Source organism: Halarchaeum nitratireducens, assembly GCF_017874695.1.
GTDB classification, from domain to species: domain Archaea; phylum Halobacteriota; class Halobacteria; order Halobacteriales; family Halobacteriaceae; genus Halarchaeum; species Halarchaeum nitratireducens.
Genome location: NZ_JAGIKY010000002.1, coordinates 68,779 through 88,456 on the forward strand (window position 1 = coordinate 68,779; position 19,678 = coordinate 88,456).

Annotated in this window: 18 protein-coding genes; 12 read left to right on the forward strand and 6 right to left on the reverse strand. The window is 70.6% G+C overall.

Annotation, left to right across the window (positions count from 1 at the left end):
- Positions 1-8 precede the first annotated feature (8 nt).
- The 4 genes from rnz (at position 9) to J2754_RS02405 (ending at position 6,087) form a co-directional block, all read left to right on the forward strand.
- A complete protein-coding gene (gene rnz / locus J2754_RS02390; protein ID WP_211086587.1) occupies positions 9-929 on the forward strand; it encodes a ribonuclease Z in 921 nt (306 codons plus the stop codon).
- 90 nt (positions 930-1,019) lie between these two features.
- Positions 1,020-2,600, forward strand: a complete 1,581-nt coding sequence (locus tag J2754_RS02395) for a hypothetical protein (protein ID WP_211086588.1) — start codon at positions 1,020-1,022, stop codon at positions 2,598-2,600.
- A 60-nt stretch (positions 2,601-2,660) separates the two neighbouring features.
- Positions 2,661-4,094 carry an MmgE/PrpD family protein gene (locus tag J2754_RS02400; protein WP_211086589.1) on the forward strand — a complete coding sequence of 478 codons (1,434 nt, stop codon included), beginning with the start codon at positions 2,661-2,663 and terminating at the stop codon, positions 4,092-4,094.
- A 28-nt stretch (positions 4,095-4,122) separates the two neighbouring features.
- A complete protein-coding gene (locus J2754_RS02405; protein ID WP_188877461.1) occupies positions 4,123-6,087 on the forward strand; it encodes a DUF460 domain-containing protein in 1,965 nt (654 codons plus the stop codon).
- Between the two features lie 141 nt (positions 6,088-6,228).
- On the opposite strand, the gene J2754_RS02410 is transcribed toward J2754_RS02405, so the two are convergent.
- On the reverse strand, positions 6,229-6,678 hold the full coding sequence (locus J2754_RS02410; protein ID WP_211086590.1) for a DUF5518 domain-containing protein: 450 nt from the start codon (positions 6,676-6,678) through the stop codon (positions 6,229-6,231).
- A 110-nt stretch (positions 6,679-6,788) separates the two neighbouring features.
- Here J2754_RS02410 and J2754_RS02415 point away from each other — a divergent pair, with 110 nt between their 5' ends.
- The 6 genes from J2754_RS02415 to J2754_RS02440 all read left to right on the forward strand — a co-directional run bounded on the left by J2754_RS02415 (position 6,789) and on the right by J2754_RS02440 (position 13,096).
- Positions 6,789-7,769 (forward strand): tyrosine--tRNA ligase, encoded by a 981-nt coding sequence (locus J2754_RS02415; RefSeq protein ID WP_211086591.1) that lies wholly within the window; start codon positions 6,789-6,791, stop codon positions 7,767-7,769.
- A gap of 91 nt (positions 7,770-7,860) precedes the next feature.
- Positions 7,861-8,142 carry a translation initiation factor eIF-1A gene (eif1A, locus tag J2754_RS02420; RefSeq protein ID WP_188877465.1) on the forward strand — a complete coding sequence of 94 codons (282 nt, stop codon included), beginning with the start codon at positions 7,861-7,863 and terminating at the stop codon, positions 8,140-8,142.
- A 1-nt stretch (position 8,143) separates the two neighbouring features.
- Positions 8,144-9,010 carry a serine/threonine-protein kinase Rio1 gene (gene rio1 / locus J2754_RS02425; protein ID WP_211086592.1) on the forward strand — a complete coding sequence of 289 codons (867 nt, stop codon included), beginning with the start codon at positions 8,144-8,146 and terminating at the stop codon, positions 9,008-9,010.
- 611 nt (positions 9,011-9,621) lie between these two features.
- On the forward strand, positions 9,622-10,176 hold the full coding sequence (locus J2754_RS02430) for a KH domain-containing protein (protein ID WP_188877468.1): 555 nt from the start codon (positions 9,622-9,624) through the stop codon (positions 10,174-10,176).
- Positions 10,177-10,407: 231 nt separating this feature from the next.
- Positions 10,408-12,087: a thermosome subunit alpha gene (gene thsA / locus J2754_RS02435; protein ID WP_211086715.1), complete on the forward strand. Its 1,680-nt coding sequence runs from the start codon at positions 10,408-10,410 to the stop codon at positions 12,085-12,087.
- A gap of 334 nt (positions 12,088-12,421) precedes the next feature.
- Complete coding sequence (locus J2754_RS02440; protein ID WP_211086593.1) at positions 12,422-13,096, forward strand: hypothetical protein; 675 nt, start codon at positions 12,422-12,424, stop codon at positions 13,094-13,096.
- Between the two features lies 1 nt (position 13,097).
- On the opposite strand, the gene J2754_RS02445 is transcribed toward J2754_RS02440, so the two are convergent.
- Positions 13,098-13,298, reverse strand: coding sequence for a hypothetical protein (locus J2754_RS02445; RefSeq protein ID WP_188877474.1), 201 nt, complete (start codon positions 13,296-13,298; stop codon positions 13,098-13,100).
- Positions 13,299-13,392: 94 nt separating this feature from the next.
- On the opposite strand from J2754_RS02445, the gene J2754_RS02450 reads away from it, so the two are divergent.
- Entirely contained in the window at positions 13,393-14,379 is a 987-nt protein-coding gene (locus J2754_RS02450) for an ornithine cyclodeaminase family protein (RefSeq protein WP_211086594.1), read from the forward strand.
- On the opposite strand, the gene J2754_RS02455 is transcribed toward J2754_RS02450, so the two are convergent.
- Both J2754_RS02455 and leuS read right to left on the reverse strand, forming a co-directional pair.
- Positions 14,380-14,610 (reverse strand): DUF7535 family protein, encoded by a 231-nt coding sequence (locus J2754_RS02455; RefSeq protein ID WP_188877476.1) that lies wholly within the window; start codon positions 14,608-14,610, stop codon positions 14,380-14,382.
- 60 nt (positions 14,611-14,670) lie between these two features.
- On the reverse strand, positions 14,671-17,517 hold the full coding sequence (leuS, locus tag J2754_RS02460) for a leucine--tRNA ligase (RefSeq protein ID WP_211086595.1): 2,847 nt from the start codon (positions 17,515-17,517) through the stop codon (positions 14,671-14,673).
- A gap of 82 nt (positions 17,518-17,599) precedes the next feature.
- On the opposite strand from leuS, the gene J2754_RS02465 reads away from it, so the two are divergent.
- A complete protein-coding gene (locus J2754_RS02465; protein ID WP_188877478.1) occupies positions 17,600-18,076 on the forward strand; it encodes a hypothetical protein in 477 nt (158 codons plus the stop codon).
- Here the strand turns inward: J2754_RS02465 and J2754_RS02470 are convergent.
- The gene (locus J2754_RS02470; protein ID WP_188877480.1) at positions 18,059-18,508 is read right to left on the reverse strand and encodes a peroxiredoxin; all 450 of its coding nucleotides are present in this window, start codon (positions 18,506-18,508) and stop codon (positions 18,059-18,061) included. The two genes, J2754_RS02465 and J2754_RS02470, sit on opposite strands and share 18 nt — an antisense overlap.
- Before the next feature lie 280 nt (positions 18,509-18,788).
- Positions 18,789-19,598, reverse strand: coding sequence for a prephenate dehydratase (pheA, locus tag J2754_RS02475; RefSeq protein WP_188877481.1), 810 nt, complete (start codon positions 19,596-19,598; stop codon positions 18,789-18,791).
- Positions 19,599-19,678: the final 80 nt, after the last annotated feature.

Here is a 19,678-nt window from a genome sequence, read left to right on the forward strand (position 1 = left end):
CTCCCACCATGACTCTCTCCGCCACCTTCCTCGGCACCAGCGGGGCCGTCCCGACCGTCGAGCGCAACACGAGCGCGCTCCACGTCCGACGGGAGGGCGAGGCCTTCCTCTTCGATGTCGGCGAGGGCACCCAGCGTCAGATGATGCGCTACGGCACCGGCTTCGACGTCGACGCCGTCTTCGTCTCGCACGTCCACGGCGACCACGTCTTCGGGCTCCCCGGGCTCGTCCAGACGCTCGACTTCAACGACCGCGACCGCCCGCTCGACGTCTACACGCCCCGCGGAACGGGCGCCGAACTGCGCGACCTCGTCACCGCCATCGGCGCGACCCCCTCGTTTCGACTCGACGTCCACGAGGTCTCGGCGGGCGAGACGGTCCTCGAACGCGACGCGTACGGCATCGAGACGTTCCGGACCGACCACCGGACGAACTCGGTGGGGTACGCGCTCGTCGAGGACGATCGGAAGGGCCGCTTCGACCGCGAGCGCGCGGAGGAGCTCGGCGTCCCCGTCGGCCCGAAGTTCTCCGAACTCCACGCCGGTAACGCGGTCGAACTCGACGATGGCACGGTCGTCCGACCCGAGCAGGTCGTCGGCGATCCGCGCCCCGGCCGAACCCTCGTCTACACCGGCGACACCCGACCGACCGACGCGACCGTCGCCGCCGCCGAGGACGCAGACCTCCTCGTCCACGACGCGACGTTCACCGACGCGGACGCCGAGCGCGCCCGTCAGACCGCCCACTCGACGGGCGGCGAAGCCGGCCGGATCGCCCGCGAGGCCGGCGCGAAACGCCTCGCGCTCACTCACATCTCCTCGCGCTACGGCGGCGCGGTCGGCGCGCTGAAAGCCGACGCCGCGGACGAACACGACGGCGAGACGATCCTCGCCCACGACGGCCTGACGATCGACGTCCCCTACCGCTAGCCCGGCCCGCGACGTCGGTCCCGGCGGGCCCGCCGAGACACGTCGATCCCGGCCAAACCGTCAAGGGCGCACCGCGTGGACGTGCGAGCGATGCCCGCACCCCGTGACGCCCTCCGCGACGGCCCCCGCGTCGCGCTGAATCGCCCGCGCGTCTTCGGCTTCGCCGCCGGCGCGCTCCTCTGTGAGGTCCTCCTCCGCCTCGCGCTCGCCACCGTTCACCCCCTGCTCGGCGTCCTCTGCCCGCCGGTCGTCGCCCTCCCGCTCCTCGGCGCGGCCGCGCCCGCCGTCAACGTCTGCGTCGCCGTCCCGGACGCGACGTCCGCGTTCGCTCTCCGCGCGCGACTCCGCGAACGCGGCCCGGCGCTTTTCGTACTCGCCGTCGCCGGCCACCTCGTCGCGCTCGCCTGCGGCGCGGCCGTCTTCCTCCTGCTCGACACCCTGGTCCGCTGGGCGATCTACGCGACCGGCGGCACCGTCCCGACGGTCGCCGTCCACCTCACGCCGCTCCTCGGCGTCGCCGCCGGCGCGTTCGTCGCGTGGGGCCTCCTCGCGCCCGCCGTCGCGCGCGCCGCGAGCGGCGACGACCTTTCCGACTTCCGCAGCGTCGCCCGCGCGCCGCTTCGCTTCCGCGACCGCCGGCGGATCGCAGTCGTCCTCGTGCTCCACCTCGCCTGCGCGCTCGTCGCTCTCGGTCTCTTCGGCGTCTGCGTCGCCCTCGCCCGCGATACCTACCCGACGCGGACCGCGGCGCTGGTCTCGCTCGGCGTCGCGTTCGTCTCGGCGATCGGCGCGCTCGTGCTCCTCGGCACGCTCGCCTATCCGGTGCACGTCGCGCTCGCCCGCCGCGGCCGCGGCGGATCGCGCTCCCCGACGCCCGTGCCCGCGAGGCGCGTCGCTCTCGTCGCGCTCCTCCTCACCGCTCTCGTCGCCGGGGCGAGCGCGATCCGCGTGACGGAGACGCGCCCGACGCCCGACGTGGGGCCCGCGTCGCTCCCCGCCGAGGCGACCGACGCGTACGCCGCCGCGCTCGACCGGACGGCCGCGCGCGACCACCGCGTCACCGTCCGACACGCACGCGAGGGGGGCGCTCTCGTCTCGACCACGACCGTCGATCGCACCGATCGCCGGATCCGCCTCACGGTCGATCAGGGCGCACGCCGTCCCGCCGTCGGCTACGCGGACAGCGGCGTCGTCTACGGCGTTGCCGGGTTCTCCCCCGGCCTGTTCGCCCTCGGTGAGCGCGACGTCCACGACTCGCGGGGCGCGTACGCACTCCCGGGCTACTGGTCCCTCCGCGACGAGCGCGTGATCACCGACGGCTTCCCGTACGGTCTCCCGGATCCGCGCACGGGCGCGTGGACGACCGTCGACGAGACCGCCGACACCCGGACGGTCGCCCTCACCGACGGCCGCGCGGTGTTCGACGCGCTACAGGACGCCGACGCCGACGACGCGACCGTGCGCTCGGGACGCGTGCGGATGCGCCTCGACACCGAGCGCGGCGTCGTCCTCGGCGGCTCCGCGCGGCTGAACGCGACGATCGGCGAGCACGACCTCGTCCGGAACCTCACGTACGACGCCGCGAGCGGCCCCGCCGTCGACGCCCGCCGGCCCGACGCCCTCGGGGCGCGCTCGCTCGGCGAGTGGACGTGGGACGTCTTCGCGTACTGAGCCGCGTCCCGGACGACGCGATCCGGACTGGTTTTCCCGTCCCCGGCCCCACACCCGCGTATGACGACCGCCGCCGACATCGCCGCCTTCGTCGCCGACGTGACGTACGACGACCTCTCCGCGGCCGTCGCCGACGCGACCGAGCGCCGCCTCTTCGACGCGCTCGCGGTCGCGCACGTCGCTTCCGACGTCGCCGGCGCGGCCGCTGACGTCGCCGCGGGAGAGGGCGGCGACGCCTGCGCCTGCTGGGCCGCCTCGACGCGCGCCGGCCCGGCGGCCGCGGCGCTCCACAACGCCGCCCGCGTTCGCGGCTCCGCGGCCGCGGACGCCTTCCTCGCGCCCGACGGCCCGAGCCACCCGAGCGAGGCCGTGCCCGCCGTCGTCGCCGCCGCCGAGGCCGCCGACGTGGACGGCGAGACGCTCGTCGCCGCGCTCGCCGCGACGTACGAGGTCCACGGCGAACTCGCGTGGCACGTCCCGGTCCGCGAACACGGGTGGAGGCCCGCGATCCACACGCTCGTCGCCGCGGCCGCCGGGGCGGCGCGCGCCCGCTCGCTCGACGCGGCGGCGACCCGGGACGCCGTCTCGCTCGCCGTCGCCAACGGGGCGTCCTTCGGCGCCGGTCCCGACGAAACCGACCACGACCTCGCGGGACCGCTCGCCGCTCGCGCCGGCGTCACCGCCGCGTCGCTCGCCGCCGCGGGCGTCGCCGGCCCCGCCGACCCCTTCGTCGGCCACCCGGTCCTCGGCGTCCTCGCCGACGGCGCGGGCGACGCGGACGGCGCAGCTGCCGACGACGGGGTCGACGAGGCACGCGAAGGCGCGGCCTGCGAGTTCGGCGAGGACACGGACTCCATCGAGGCGCACGCCGAGGAGGACGGCTTCGCGCTCGATCCGGCGTGCGAGCGCGTCCACGACGTCGCCGCCAGACGCGTGCGCGGGCCGTTCGCCGTGCAGGCCGCGGTCGCGGCCGCCGCCGACCTCGGCGCGCGCGTCGCGCTCGACCCCGACGCCGTCGAGCGCGTCACCGTCCGGACGTTCGACTCGCTCACGCTCCCCGCGCCCGCGAACGATCCGACGCCCGACACGGTCACGGACGCCGCGCGCTCGCTCCCGTACTCCGTCGCCGCGGCGCTCGTCAGCGGGCCGACCGACCTCGCCGACATCCTCGGCGACGAGGCCGTGCGCCGCCTCGCCGCGACCGTCGCCGTCGAGGAGGCCCCCGGGCTCACCGCGCAGTTCGAGGCCGGCCTGCTCCCCGCCGTCGTCGACGTCGAACGCGACGACGGAAGCGTCCACCACGCCGAGGTCGGCGCCTACCCAGGTCACCCCACGCAGCCGATGGACTGGGCGACCCTCGAAGCGAAGGCCGGCCGACTCCTCCCCCCCGAGCGGGTCGAGGCGCTCCGCGCCGCCTGCCAACACGCCGACGAGGCGACGCGCGTCGCGGACGTCCTCGCCGCCCTCGAAGCGAGTGCGGAGCGGGACTTATAGGCCGCGAGCGCCTATCCGCCCCCGTCGAATGAGCACTCGCACGCGCGCCCTCGACACGCTCGTCTACGGCGTGGACGTCCAGAGCGGCGACGTCCGCGGTGACGCGCCCTCGTACGCCCTCGTCACCTACGACGGCGAGTCGATAGAGCGCGACGTCGTGACGCGCCGTAAACTCCTCCGCCTCGTCGACGCGGAGGAGCCGGACATCGTCGCGACGGACAACATGTACGAACTCGCCGCGGACAAGGACGCGCTCGTCCGGTTCCTCGGCGGGCTCCCCGACGCGACGAAACTCGTACAGGTGACGGGCGACGAACGCCCCGAGCCCCTCTCGCGGGTGGCGAAACGCCACGGCGTTCCGTACGGGAAGCCCGCCATCGAGGAGGCCGAGGCCGTCGCTCGCCTCGCCGCCCGCAACGTCGGATCCGAGGTCTCCGCGTTCACGGACGAGACGACCGTCAAGATCTCCCGTGGGCGCTCGACCGGGAAGGGCGGCTGGAGTCAGGACCGATACACCCGCCGGATCCACGGGAACGTCAAACGCGAGGCGCGGAACGTGGCCTCGAAGCTCGACGACGCCGGCCTCGACTACGAGCGCGAGGTCACGGAGAAGTACGGCGGTTTCTCGAACGCCGTCTTCACCGTCGAGGGCCGCCCGCAGGACATTCCCGTGTCGAGCATGCGCTCGGGCGACGTCCGCATCGAAGTCGAGCGCGTCCGCCGCGACGGCATCGAGTTCCGCCCGCTGGCGAAGCGACGCGACCGGGTCTTCGTCGGCGTCGATCCCGGCACCACGACCGCCGTCGCGCTCGTCGACCTGGACGGGCACCTGCTCGACGTCCTCTCCACCCGGACCGCGGACACCGCGGACGTCATCGAGTGGATCATCGAGCGCGGCCGGCCCGTGCTCGTCGCCGCGGACGTCGACCCGATGCCCGCGACCGTCGATCAGATCCGCCGGAGCTTCGACGCCGCCGGCTGGCACCCCGAGAGCGACATCCCCGTCGACGAGAAACAACACCGGACCCGCGAGGAGGGGTACGACAACGACCACGAGCGCGACGCGATGGCCGCCGCGCTCTACGCCCACGACGACCACGCCGATCAGATCCGGCGCATCACGCGCAAGATCCCGCCGCGCGTCGATCGCGGCGAGGTCGTAAAGCGCGTGCTCGCGGACGAGTCCACGGTCGAGGCCGCTGTCGACGACCTCACGGCGGACGACGGCGACGACGGCGACGACCACGAGCACGAGGCGCGCGAACTCACCGAGGAGGAGCGCACGATCAAGCGCCTCCGCGAGCGCGTTGCCCGCCTCGACGACCACGTCACGGACCTTGAAGCCGACCTCGACGCGAAGGACGAGCGCATCGCGGAGCTGGAGACCGAACTTGAGGAGGCCCGCCGCGAGGAGCGCAAGGAGGCCCGCGAGCGCCGCGAGGTCACCCGGCTGGAGTGGGAGAACGACCGACTCGAAGACGAACTCGACGAGGAGCGCGAGCGCGCCGACGAGCTGGCGAAGAAGCTCGAACGCCTCAAGGAGCTCTGGAAGCTCGACCACTCGAACTTCGCGGACGTCAACGGCTCGGGATCGCTGACCGCCGTGAAGCCGGTCGCGCAGTTCACCCTCGACGAGATCGAGGCGGCGGACGAGGCGTACGGCATCGCGCGCGGCGACGTCGTCTACTTCCGCGACGCCAGCGGCGCGGGCCGGCGCACCGCCGAGGCGCTCGTCGAACGCGAGCCCCGCGTCGTCCTCCTCGACGGGGAGACGAGCGACGTCGCCGAGGAGGTGCTCTACGAGGCGGACGTCGCCTTCGGCGACGCGAGCGACGTCTCGATCCGCGAGATCGACGAACTCGCCATCGCCCGCGAGGACGCCGTCGCGGCCGTCGAGGCCGACTACGCCGACCGCGCCGAGCGGCGCGCCCAGGCGGAGACGGAGAGCATGGTCGACTCGATCATCAGCGAGCACCGGGCGGATCGGGAGTAACGCGGTTCCGGCAGAATCGCGAATACGCGAGTAGCGTCGGACCGTCGGCCCGACTGACTCGCCCTCGCCGCGCGGCGGCACTCGCCGCGAGCGACGCGAGACACGCGAACGGGGAGTGCGACGACTCGTACGCGGCGCGGGTCAGGCTCGACTGACCCCGCTCCCGCGTTCGACGATCCACGCGCCGGCCCGTCCGAGCGCGTGCCCGACGACGAGCAGCACGGTGAGGAGTATCACGACCGTGAGCAGCGCCGCGCCGAGCGCGACGACCGCCGCGAGCGGAGCACCGAGGCGCGTCACCAGCGGCGCGTAGCCCGCCCACTCGGCGAACGTTCGCCACGCGTTCACCGCGAGCACCGGCGCGCTCCCCGCGAGCGCGGCCACCTCGCCCGCGCGGCGACCGCTCGCCGCCCGCCGCGCCGACAGTCCGCCCGCGCCGAGACACGCGACGGCGAGCGGCGTCGCCGAGACCGGCTCCGGCGCGTAGATCCAGTTGAGCGCGATCGTCACGGGGAGCGATGCAAGGCCGAGGAGGAGTGCGACGCGATAGCGTTCGTCGGCCAGCGCGCGGAGCCGGGAGCGGAGGGACATATGTCGATCCACCGTTACGGCGGTCAAGAGCGTTGCGCCGCCCCCCCCGGTGACCGGCCCTCGCGCCCGACACCGCAACCGCTAACCCCCTCGTCCCGTTTTGTCGCGCCATGGACGCCTACGAGCGCATCACTCGGAACGCGGCGGAAGTCGTGACCGAGGAGGAGGTAGAGACCCTGGCCGAGGACCCCGACGGGAAGCGGGCGTACGTCGGCTACGAGCCCTCCGGCGTGCTCCACATCGGGCACCTCCTCACGGCGAACAAGCTCATCGACCTCCAGCAGTGCGGCTTCGAGGTCGTCGTCCTCCTCGCCGACGTCCACGCCTCCCTCAACGACAAGGGCACCTTCGAGGAGATCCGCGACACCGCAGAACAGATGAAAGAGCAGTTCCTCGCGTACGGCCTCGAGGAGGCGAACACCGAGTTCGTCCTCGGGTCGTCCTACCAGCTCGACGAGGATTACGAGCTCGACCTCCACTCGCTGCAGGTGGGGACGACGCTGAAGCGCGCCCAGCGCGCGATGGCGGAACTGCAGGGCGACGACACCGCGAAGGTGAGCCACGTCGTCTACCCGCTGATGCAAGCGCTCGACATCGAGTACCTCGACGTCGACCTCGCGGTCGGCGGGATGGACCAGCGCAAGGTCCACATGCTCGCCCGCGAGGAGCTCCCCGAACTCGGCTACGACGCGCCGACCTGCCTCCACACGCCCATCGTCGGCGACCTAGAGACGGGCGAGGGCAAGATGTCCTCCAGCACCGGCACCACCATCTCGATGGAGGACTCCACCGCGGAACTCGAAGAGAAGGTCAACGCGGCCTTCTGCCCGCCGACGGCCGACCCCGAGGGCGACCTCGTGAACCCAGTCCTCGAGATCTTCCGGTACCACGTCTTCCCGCGCTTCGACGAGGTCGTCGTCGAGCGCCCCGACGAGTACGGCGGGGATCTCGTCTACGGGAGCTACGACGCCCTCGAAGCCGACCTCGAATCGGGCGAACTCCACCCGGCGGACGCGAAGTCGGCGCTCGCCGCCTCCCTCGACGAACTCATCGCGCCGGGGCGCGAGCGCCTGCGCGAACTGCGCGGCTGAACGCTCCCCCGACGGTCCGCCGGCGACCGCTCCCCCAGACTCTCGGTCGCGTGAGTTGGGTTTAACCGTCTGCCGGGGCTACACGGGCCCAATGAACGAGGAATCCGAGCGGCTCGACCTCCGGATGCCCGAGGGGAACGAGGTGTTCGCCGAGGTGACGGAGATGCTCGGCGCGAACCGGATCGCGGTCCGGTGCGCCGACGGCACCGAGCGGACGGCCCGCATCCCCGGTCGGATGCAAAAGCGCGTCTGGATCCGCGAGGGCGACATCGTCCTCGTCGACCCCTGGGACTGGCAGGACGAGAAGGCCGACGTCGAGTGGCGCTACGACAAGCAGGCGGCCGATCAACTCCGAGAGGAGGGGCACGTCTAGCGTGGCCGGCGAGTTCGTCGAGGAGACGGCGGGGCCGGCGGGCGACGAGTGGGAGGACCTCGACGTCTCCGACGACGAGGTCGATCGGATCACGAGACGCCAGGACCGCGAGTTCGAGTCGTTCCTGAAGCGCCTGAAGGACGCCGATCAGTTCAAGGTCCAGGAGGGCGCGTTCGACGACGCGACGTTCGCCGCACTCTACAAGCTCGTACAGGACGGCCATCTCGCGGCCTTCGGCGGCCCGATCTCCACCGGGAAGGAGGCGAACGTGTACGAAGCGGCCGCGGCGGACGGCGACGACGTCGCCGTCAAGGTCTACCGGATCAACGCCTCGAACTTCCAGCACATGCGCGACTACCTCGAAGGCGATCCGCGCTTCGAGGGCATCCGGGGTGACAAGAAGGCGATCGTGCTCGCGTGGACGCGTAAGGAGTTCGCGAACCTCGCTCGCGCCCACGACGCCGGCGTCCGCGTCCCGAATCCCATCGTGGTCCAGCGCAACGTCCTCGTGATGGAGCTCATCGGTGAGGCCACAGATCCCGCACCGACGCTCCACGACGTCACCCTCGAGAACCCCGAGACCGCGTACGACGTCGTCCGCGAGTACATGCAGCGCCTCTTCGGCGCCGGGCTCGTCCACGGTGACCTCTCCGAGTACAACATCGTCGTCCACGACGGCGAACTCACGATCATCGACGTCGGACAGGCCGTCACCGTCCACCACGGGAACGCCGAGGAGTTCCTCCGGCGCGATTGCGAGAACGTCGCCGCGTTCTTCTCGCGCCAAGGCGTCGACGCCGACCCCGACGCCCTCTACGACCACGTCACGTCCGTCGACGCCGATCCGAGCGGCGACGCCGGCGACTAATCCTTTTCCCTCGTTATTCCTGCCGACAGGCCGATACGCGCCGTTTCAGCCTCCCGTAGGCGATGTCACCGATCACGATATAAATCTTATACCGCGATACGAAAACGGCGGAAACGGGTCGCTCACTCGGTGTGCCCGTCCGCGCCTCCGACGGGTGGATCGTCGCCTGTTGATCTCTCTGGGGTCGTCCGCCGGATCCGTCGGCCGCGTCCCCGAGCCGTTACGGGTCGTTCCCCGGTGGAACTAGTGCCAGCCTCGTTCGGCACGTGGCCGGCGGCGTGACCGCGGCCGCCTCGGCGTGCCGTCCCGATACGGTGCTGCTGGGCCGAACGCCGTGGTGCCGCCGGCGTCGCTCGGCCACGCGATCGACGCGCCACTCGGCCAACCGATCGAGCGATCGAACGCGATCCGGATACGCGTTCCCTCGCGCCGTACTTCTCGGCGCCAACGGGCCCGGTCCCGATTCCGAACTGGACGATCCGCGGTGTCGCACCGGGAACGAGATCATTTTGATATCACGTTATACGATTTAATCAGGCCCTGATCACCGCCCGGCGACGCGGCGCACGGCGTGTAAGTCTTAAACCGCTTCGTCCCGTAGCCGACTGCATATGACCCAACACGTCAAAATTCCGCAGGACCGCATCGGGGTCCTCATCGGGGAGGGCGGCGAGACCCTGCGCCGTATCGAGCGGTCGGCGGAGGTCAGCCTCGACGTGAACTCCGACGACGGCGCGGTCGCGGTCGAGAAGACCGGCGATCCGATCCGCGGCATGAAAGCACCCGACATCGTGCGGGCGATCGGTCGCGGTTTCGATCCCGACGCGGCGCTCACGCTCCTCGACGACGACATGCGCCTCTTCGAGACGATCGACATCGAGCGCGCGGCGCGTAACGACAACGACCTCCGACGAAAGAAAGGCCGGCTCATCGGCGAGAACGGCCGCACGCGTGAACTCATCGAAGAGCTCACCGGTGCGGACGTCGTCATCTACGGGTCGACGTTCGGGGTGATCGGCGGCCCGAACGAGGTGGACGTCGCTCGCTCGGCGGCAGAGATGCTCCTCGACGGCGCCCCCCACGGCTCGGTCTACTCCTTCCTCGAACGCAAACACGTCGAGGAGCTCAAGCACCAGGGAATGGAGTACCACGAGTTCTCGGGCTGAACGCCCAGCTCACGGCTCGGCACGACGGGTTCGGCGCGGACGACTTCGCCCTGTTCTCTCGTTCGTTGTCACGTCTCTCGGCGATCCGACGGCCGTGCCGGACGGTTGTTAAATACTCACGTTGTCATTGTCTCACACGGTATCTTCGAGCCGTCTGCGACCCGTTCAGACACGCTTCCCAAAGTTTTATATAGAACGGCAAACAATCAGCGAGTGATTATGGCGCAACAGATGGGCAATCAGCCGTTGATCGTACTCTCCGACGACTCGCAGCGAACGTCGGGAGAGGACGCGCAGTCGATGAACATCTCCGCCGGGAAGGCCGTTGCCGAGTCCGTTCGGACGACGCTCGGCCCGAAGGGGATGGACAAGATGCTCGTCGACTCCACCGGGTCCGTCGTCGTCACGAACGACGGCGTCACCATCCTCAAGGAGATGGACATCGAGCACCCGGCGGCCAACATGATCGTCGAGGTCGCCGAGACGCAGGAGAACGAGGTCGGTGACGGCACCACATCCGCCGTCATCGTCGCCGGCGAACTCCTCGACGAGGCCGAGGAGCTCCTCGATCAGGACATCCACGCCACGACGCTCGCGCAGGGGTACCGGGAGGCCGCCGAGGAGGCAAAGGAGATCCTCTCCGAGATCGCCATCGACATCGACGCCGACGACACCGACTACCTCGAACAGATCGCCGCCACGGCGATGACCGGCAAGGGCGCCGAGAACGCGAAGGACGCCCTCTCCGGCCTCGTCGTCCGCGCCGCGCAGGCCGTCGCCGACGACGGCATCGTCGACACCGACAACATCAAGGTCGAGAAGGTCACCGGCGGCTCCATCGACAACTCCGAGCTCGTCGAGGGCGTCATCGTCGACAAGGAGCGCGTCAACGAGAACATGCCCTACGCCGTCGAGGACGCGAAGATCGCCCTCGTCGACGGCGCGCTCGAAGTCCAGGAGACCGAGATCGACACCGAGGTCAACGTCACCGACCCCGACCAGCTCCAGGAGTTCCTCGACCAGGAAGAAGAGCAGCTCCGCGAGATGGTCGACGCCATCGCCGCGTCCGGTGCGAACGTCGTCTTCGTCGACGGCGGCATCGACGACATGGCTCAGCACTACCTCGCGCAGGAAGGCATCCTCGCCGTCCGCCGCGTGAAGGACTCCGACCTCAGCCGTCTCGCCCGCTCGACGGGCGCGACCCCGGTCTCCTCCGCGAAGGAGATCGAGGCCGAGGACCTCGGTGAAGCCGGCTCCGTCGCCCAGAAGGACATCGGCGGCGACGAGCGCATCTTCGTCGAGGACGTCGCGGACGCCAAGTCCGTCACGCTCATCCTCCGCGGCGGCACCGAACACGTCGTCGACGAGGTCGAGCGCGCCATCGAGGACTCGCTCGGCGTCGTTCGCGTCACCCTCGAAGACGGGCAGGTGCTCCCCGGCGGCGGCGCCCCGGAGACCGAGCTCGCCCTCGAACTCCGCGACTACGCCGACTCCGTCGGCGGGCGCGAGCAGCTCGCCGTCGAGGCGTTCGCCAACGCCCTCGAAGTCGGCCCGCGCACCCTCGCCGAGAACGCCGGCCTCGACCCGATCGACTCCCTCGTCGACCTCCGCGCGCAGCACGCGGACGGCGACACGAGCGCCGGCCTCGACGCCTACACGGGCGAGGTCATCGACATGGAGGAGGAGGGCGTCGTCGAGCCCCTCCGCGTGAAGACGCAGGCCATCGAGAGCGCGACAGAAGCGGCCGTCATGATCCTCCGCATCGACGACGTCATCGCTGCGGGCGACCTCGCCGGCGGGCAGGTCGACGCCGACGACGGCGGCGACGACGGCGGCGCGGGCGGTCCCGGCGGTGCGCCCGGCGGCATGGGCGGCATGGGCGGTATGGGCGGCATGGGCGGCGCCATGTGAAGTCAGGCTTCACCTGATTTCACGTAGGCAGCGAAGCTTCGCTTCGCCCGCCGATGTAAAACGAGGTTCCGACCGAACCTCGGGCAGTCGAACGGGACGCGATCCCGTGAGACAGGCCCGCCACACCACCCGAACCACGCCCCGCACCGCACGCTCGACTCCCGACGCTCCGCTTCTTTCGACGTTACCCGCGTAGCCACGGCTCTCGGTCGACGCGCTCGCGGTCGCGGCGGTCGCGTTCACGATCGGGCAGGCGCTCCGCCTCGTCGAGTGGGTCCGCACGCGCGAGTTCGAGACGACCGCGGCCACCGGTGGCCTCACGCGGCGCTATCTGGTGCTCCTCGTCGTCCTCGCGTTCGCGGTCCCGCCGGTCCTCGCCGCCGAGGCGAGCGGCGTCCCCGACCTCGTCCTCGGGGCGTGTCTCGTCGGTGCGCGCGTGACGTACGGCCTCGCGGAGGCGCGGCGTCCCGGGTTCGTTCGCTCACTCGTCTACGCGGACGAGACGGTCGGCGACGAGGACCCGCTCGAACCCCCCGACGCCGACCCGATAGCGACCCACCCGACGGACCGGTGGGGGACGACCGTGACGGTCGCCCTCCACGGCGCCCTCGTTTCCATCCTCGGGCCGACGGCGTTTCTCGTCCTCCTCGCCGGCCTCGTCGGGATGACTGTCGGCGGTGCGGGTTTCTCCCGTCCCGCTCTCGGTGCCGTCGCGGGCGCGCTCTGCATCGTCGCGTCCCGGAGCCTCGTCGCCGTCCTCATCGAGGCCCGCGTCGCGGAGGCACCGCTCGTCTATCGCGTCCACGCCGACGCGCTCGTCGCGCACAACGGGTTCACGGACGCCGCGCAGTGGGTCGCTCCCCGCGCGACGATCACCGACGCGACGGTCTCCCGAACTCGTCTCGTCCCCGGCGCCGACACCGTCCACGTCGAGTGTGCGGACGGCACCAGTCGGACGCTCCGCCACGTCTCGAACGCTGAGGCACTCGCCGCGCGCCTCGACTCGTGAGTTAGACCGGGTTCTCGGCCGCGAAGACGCCCTGCGTCATCCGGTAGGCGGTGAGGAAGAAGAGGACGACGGCGAGGCAGACGGTGATTCCCAGGAGGAAGAACACGGAGACTTTCGGGATCGGGAGCCACCCCCCGATGGTGCCGAGCGCGAGGACGAGCGACACCGTCGCTACCGACGACAGGACGCTGTGAGCTCTCATGCAGTCTATTTTGGCCGCGAACACCATAATCGATGCGGTGGCCCGGCCGTCCGCGCGTCGCGCGTTCTAAGTGTCCGCCGGCCGACCCCCCGGTATGGAGACGCTGCTCCTCGACACGGACGACGTGGACGCCAACGCCACGATGGCCGAACTCGTCCCGGCGGTCCGCGAGGCCTTCGCCGCCTACGAGCGCGGCGACGCGCAGATGCCCGCGAAGTCCTACATCGACCTCCCGCAGTACAACGGCGACTTCCGCTCGATGCCCGCGTACCTCGACGCGGGCGAGTGGGACGCCGCGGGGATCAAGTGGGTGAACGCCCACCCGGACAACCCCGATTCGTTCGACCTCCCGACCGTGATGGGGACGATGGTCTACTCCGACCCGCACAACGCCTACCCGCTCGCCATCATGGACGGCACGGTGCTCACGATGAAACGCACGGGCGCGGCGGCCGCCGTCGCCACCGACGCGCTCGCCGTTCCGGACGCCTCGTCCCTCGGCATCGTCGGCGCCGGCGTCCAATCCTACACCCAACTGGAGGCGATCAGCCAGGTACGCGACATCACGGAGGTCGTCGTGAGCGACCTCCGCGAGGAGCGAATCGAGCGCTTCATCGCCCGCTTCGGTGACGAGTTCGACGTCCGCGCGGGCTCGATCAGCGAGGCCGGTCACTGCGACGTGGTCTCGACCGTCACGCCCGTCTCGGAACCGATCGTCGACGCCGACGACCTCGGCGAGCACACGCACGTCAACGCGATGGGCGCGGACGCCGCCGGCAAGCACGAGCTCGCCGACGAGATCCTGCTCGCCGCGACGCTCGTCATCGACGACTACGCGCAGACGACCCACTCCGGCGAGATCAACGTCCCGTGGAGCGCCGGCGTTCTCGACGACGACGACCTCTACGCCGAACTCGGCGAGATCGTCGTTGGCGCGAAAGCGGGCCGCACCGACGCGGACGGCGTGACCGTCTTCGACTCCACCGGCCTCGCCATTCAGGACGTCGCGGCCGCACACGTCGTCTACGAGCACGCCCGCGAGAGGGGGAACGGAACGGCGTTCGACCTGCTCGGGGTCTGATCAGTTCCGCGGCCGCCGGAACGGATCGTAGAACGAGCGCACCATGGAGTTGAGGACGTGCGCGACGAGGAGGAAGGGGAGCAGCGGGATCACGAGCACGACGATGACGAGGAGGTACAGCAGGCCGAAGAAGTCCATCTCGGCCCGCCCCGTCAGCCCGCCCTCCTCGATGTGCGGCGAGAGCGTCCGCTTCAGTTTCTCGCGTAGCGTCCGCGGCGCTTCGGTGGTCATACGGGCGGCTTCGGCGGCCGGGGGATTAAGCCCCCCGGCTTCCGCTCGCCTCGCGCCCCGTCACTCCAGGCGGATCGCCGGGCGGAACGGCACCGCCTGCGACGCCTTCTCGTCCGTCGCGTCCGCCTCCGGGACGACGTCGACGCTCGCGTCGAACTCCCGGGCGAGGAACCCCGCGGCGTCCGCGTACAGTTCGGTCTCGTCGACGGCTTCGAGCGCCGCCAGTTCCTCGTCGTCGTACTCGCGCACGTCGGAAACGAGATCCTGCACGAGGTCGTTGACGGCGTCGCCCCGCTCGCGCAGCGACTCCTTTTGCATCACCGTCCCCATCACCGCGCCGACGTCCGGCCCGGTCTCCGCGACCGTCTCGAACACCGTCCCCTTCCACTCCGCGGGCGTGTACACGGTGATGGCGTCGGGGTCGGTCCCCGTGACGTCCACGATGTCGCGCACGTCGTCGACGAGCGACTCGATGAGGTCCTCCTCGACCTCGACGCGCGTGCTCTCCAAGTCGCGGTCGACGCTCGGCCACGCGGCGTCCTCGACCGGCACGCCGTCCAGGGCCTCGTGGAGCTCGTTGGCGAGGAACGGCACGACGGGCGCGAGCAGGCGAAGGCGCGTCCGCAGGACCTCCTGTCGCACCCACTTCGCGGCCGGCCGCTCGGTGTCCGTGCGCTTGCGGTACCAGCGCAGGTCCTCCTCGAAGCGGTAGAAGGCCTCCTGGGAGGCGCTGCGCGTCTCGAACTCGTCCATCGCCGCGGTCGTCCGTTCGATCGTCCGCTGGAGCTTCGAGAGGAGCCAGCGATCGATGCGCCGCAACTCGATGTCCTCGCGTTCGGGAGCCTCCAGCGAGACGACGTCCTCCGCGCGCTCGTAGAAGCGATCGAGGCCCTTTCGCGTCGAGGCGACCTCCTCGGCGCGCCAGTCGTAGTCCTGCCACGGCTGGGCGGAGTTCAGCAGGAAGAAGCGCACCGTGTCCGCGCCGTACTCCTCGATGGCCTCGGCGGGGAGGACGACGTGGCCCTTCGACGAGGACATCTTCTCGCCCTCCAAGAGGCCCATCCCCATGATGGCGACGCCCTCCGGCCAGCTCGCGCGCTCGAAGAGGTCCGCGTGGTGGAAGAGGAAGAACGTCAGGTGATTAGAGATGAGGTCGTTCCCCGAGACGCGATAGTCGACGGGGTACCAGTAGTCCCACTCCTCGCGGAGTTCGAGCGCCTTCTCGGGCGCCTCGCCCTCGACCGCCTCGGGGCCGTCGAAGAGCGCGTCGAAGAACTCCGTGGTGAGTTCCTCGGGGGGGACGTCCTCGATCCGGTGGGCGATCGTGTAGTACGCCATGTAGATCGTCGAGTCCGAGAGGGGTTCGATGACGAAGTCGTCGTCCCACGGCAGCTTCGTCCCCAGGCCGTAGTTCCGAATGCACGGCCACTCCTCCAGCCAGTCGATGGTGTGATCGAACTGGTCGCGCGAGGTCTCCGGGACGACGTCCATGTTCGACACCGCCTCGTGAGCGAGCGCCTTCCAGTCCTCGTCGTTGTACGTGAGGAACCACGTCTCTTGCTCGGCGACCTCGACTTTCCCGCCGCAGCGACAGACGACGGGCTCCGAGAAGTCGTACATCGCGTCGAACTGCCCCGAATCGCGGTAGCGCGCCGCGAGCTCGTCCCGGACGTCCTCGACGACCTTCCCCGCGTACTCCCCGTACATGTCCTTCAGCGTCCCGCTGTGGAACTCGCGGTTGTAGACCTCCTGGGTGGCCTTCTCCAGTTCGGGGTCGTCCGCGCTCGTGATGCCGTGTTCCTCGACGGCCGCCCGGGCGGGGAAGACGTCGTCGTACGCCTCGACGTCGATGATGGCCTTCGGTTCGATCTCCGCGACCTCGGCGGGGTCGATACCGTACTCGCGCAGCCGCTCGTCGTCCGCTTTCGCGGCCTGCAGGGCCATCCAGTCGTCCGGCGAGTGCGCCGGGACGGACATGACGACGCCCGTCGCGTTGTCCGGGTCGACGAAGTCGGCGGGCAGGATCAGGACGTCCTCGCCCGTCACGGGGTTCTCGACGCGCTCGCCGACGAGCGCCTCGCCGCGGAACTCGTCGACGATCTCGACGTCGCGCTGCTGGAGCGTGAGCTTCTGCGCGGCGTCGTGGCTGACGAGCCACGTCTCGCCGTCGACCTCGGCCTCGACGTACTTCCCGTCGGGCTTGATGTAGGCGTTCGTCACGCCGCGCACCGTCTCCGGGCGCAGCGTCGCCATCGGGACTTTGGTGTCGCCGAGCCCGAACTTCACGAGCGTGTACTCCTGTCGCTCGGCCTCTTCGCCCTCGAGCAGGTCGTGGGTCGTGACGGGGTTCTCCTCCTCCGTACAGTACTTCACGGGGTGGAAGCCCTTCTCCAGGCGGTCGTCCTCGCGGAGGGTCTCGTACTGCCACGTGACGAACTTCGAGTAGCGCTCGTCGTTCGTCGTGAACTCCCGGCGCCAGTCGATGCTGAGGCCGAGGGACTTCATGTTGCGCTTGTAGTGGTTCTCGATGAAGTAGCGCGCGAAGCCCATCGGCGTCTCCAACTCCTCCAGCTCGTCCTCGGGGACGTTGTACGTGTCGCGCAGGACGGAGAGCTGTTCCTCCTCGCCCTTCTGGAGGCGGTTGACGGCGCCGATGATCGGCGTGCCCGTGACGTGCCACGCGATCGGGAAGAGCACGTCGTCGCCCTGGAGGCGTCGATAGCGCGCGTAGACGTCCGGGACGGTGTACGTGCGGGCGTGGCCGATGTGCATCCCCCCGCTGGGGTAGGGGTACGGCACCGTGACGAACGTCGCGTCCTCGTCGTCGCCGGGGTCGGCCTCGTACCGGCCGCCGTCCTCCCAGCGCTCCTGCCATTTGCGCTCCAGTCGGCGCGGCTCGTAGGTCATGCCCCGTCGTTCACCGCCGCGGGCCAAAAGGCCTCCCATCGCGGGGGGAAGCCTTTCGGTGGCGCGCGCCCAGCTCCAGCTCGTGGCCGACTTCACCGACCGCGTCCACGCCCGCCTGCGCGACGGCCTCGCCGCGCGCCACCCCGCGCGCTCGTGGGAGACGGAGTGGTACGCGCGCCGAACGCCGGTCGACGTCGCGGGCGTCCCGGACAACGCGGCCGCGTCGCTCCTCCTCGTGGAGGTCGAGATGCGGCGTGCGGATCCCGTGAACAACCCCGTGAAGCTCGCGCGCTACGCCCACGAGGGCGACTTCGACCGCGACGTTCGCCTCGTTCACCTGTTCAGCGACTACTACGCGCTCGACTCGGGCGGCGTCTCCTCGAAGCGCGAGAACGCGGCGTTCGTCGGCGCCCTCGCGAGCGACCACCTCGACGGGTTCGCCTACGACGCCCTCACTCTCGACGTCGCGCCGCCGACGCACGGCGCGACCCCGGATGGTGCGTGGCTGACGGCCGTCGACGAGGCCGCGGCCGCTATCGGCTCACTCCTCGGGGAGTAGCCCGGAGCGTCGGACGTCCTCCAGCACTTCCTCCGCGTGTCCCTCGGGTGTCACGCCGCCGTACGCCGCCCGCACTTCGCCGTCCGCGAGGACGAACGTCACGCGCTCGGCCGCCCCGCGCGAGGTGTCGACGTCGAACGCCGCGGCGACGTCGCCGTCGGGGTCCGCGAGCAGGTCGAAATCGAGGCCGTACGCCTCGCGGAACTCCCGGTGCGAGTCCGCGTCGTCCGTCGAGACGCCGTACACCGAGACGCCCGCCTCGCGGTAGGCGTCCAACTCCTCGTTGAACCCCTTCGCTTCCACCGTACACCCCGGCGTGTCGTCGCGCGGGTAGAAGTAGAGTACCGTGGGTTCCGCGAAGTCGAGTTCGAGCGTCTCACCGTCCTGATTCGTCGCCGTGATCGGGGGCGCGTCGTCGCCTTCTTCGAGCATACTCGGGCTTCGCGGGCCCGCCACTTCGCCGTTGCGTCCCCGCCGAATCCATTTAAGTATCTCTCGGCACAAGTAGTAGATACGACGAGGCGTCGCCGACCGTTCTCGGCCGTGCGTACTGATCTCCCAGCGACGGCTCTCTCGACTACTCGACGGCGGTGTACCACCGTTGGTCGTTTTCCGGGACGCGGGGGACCGACGGCGGTCCTTCGGGAGAGGGACGATCGACGCCGCGGTCTCGCGTTCCGCTGACGCGCCGCCCGGTGAGACGCCGGTCCCGCTACACGACGTGTTCGACGTCGTAGCTCCCGAGTCGCCGCACCCAGCCGTTCTCGGCGATCTCCTCGACCTCTTCGAGCGCCGCCTGCGTCCGCTCCTCGAAGAGGCCGCCGTCGACGTCGAGGTGGAAGAGGTAGTCACCGAGGTGCTCGCCGCTCGGGCGCGACTCGACGCGCGTGAGGTTGACGCCCCGCTCCGCGAACGGTTCGAGAAGTTCGAGGAGGAGCCCGGGGTAGTTCGCGCCCGGGTAGACGACGAAGCTCGACTTCCCGCCCGCGTCGGTGCGCTCCTCGGGCGGGGCGAGCACGAAGAAGCGCGTCGCGTTCGAGCGTCGGTCTTGGATGTCCGCGGCGATCACCCGGAGGTCGCCCGTCGCGTTGTCCGGGTGACCGATTCCCGCGACGCTCGGGTCCTCCGCGGCGAGCTCGACGCCGCGGGCGGTGGACGCGACGGCCTCGATGGTCGCGTCCGGATAGTGCTCGTCGAGGTACTCGCGGCACTGCGCGAGCGCCTGCGGGTGACTCGCCACGGTGTCGAACGTCTCGGACTGCGCGAGGAGGCCGTGCTTGATCGGCGTGATGACCTCGCGGACGACCGCGACGTCGCGCTCCGCGAGGGCGTCCAGCGTCTCGGTGACGCTCCCCTCGATGCTGTTCTCGATGGGGACGACGCCGCGCGCGGCGTCGCCGTCGGCCACCGCGTTCACGATGTCGCGGATGGACTCGCGGAACTCGATCTCGTCGTCGGTGGCGACCGCGCCCGCGGCGCGGTGCGAGTACGTCCCCGCGGGGCCGAGCGTGACCGTGTGCATGTCACACGATAGGCCGCGTACGCGGGAAAAGGGCGTCGGCGCCACGCCGTGCGACGCGGGACGGAAACGCTTTCCCCGCC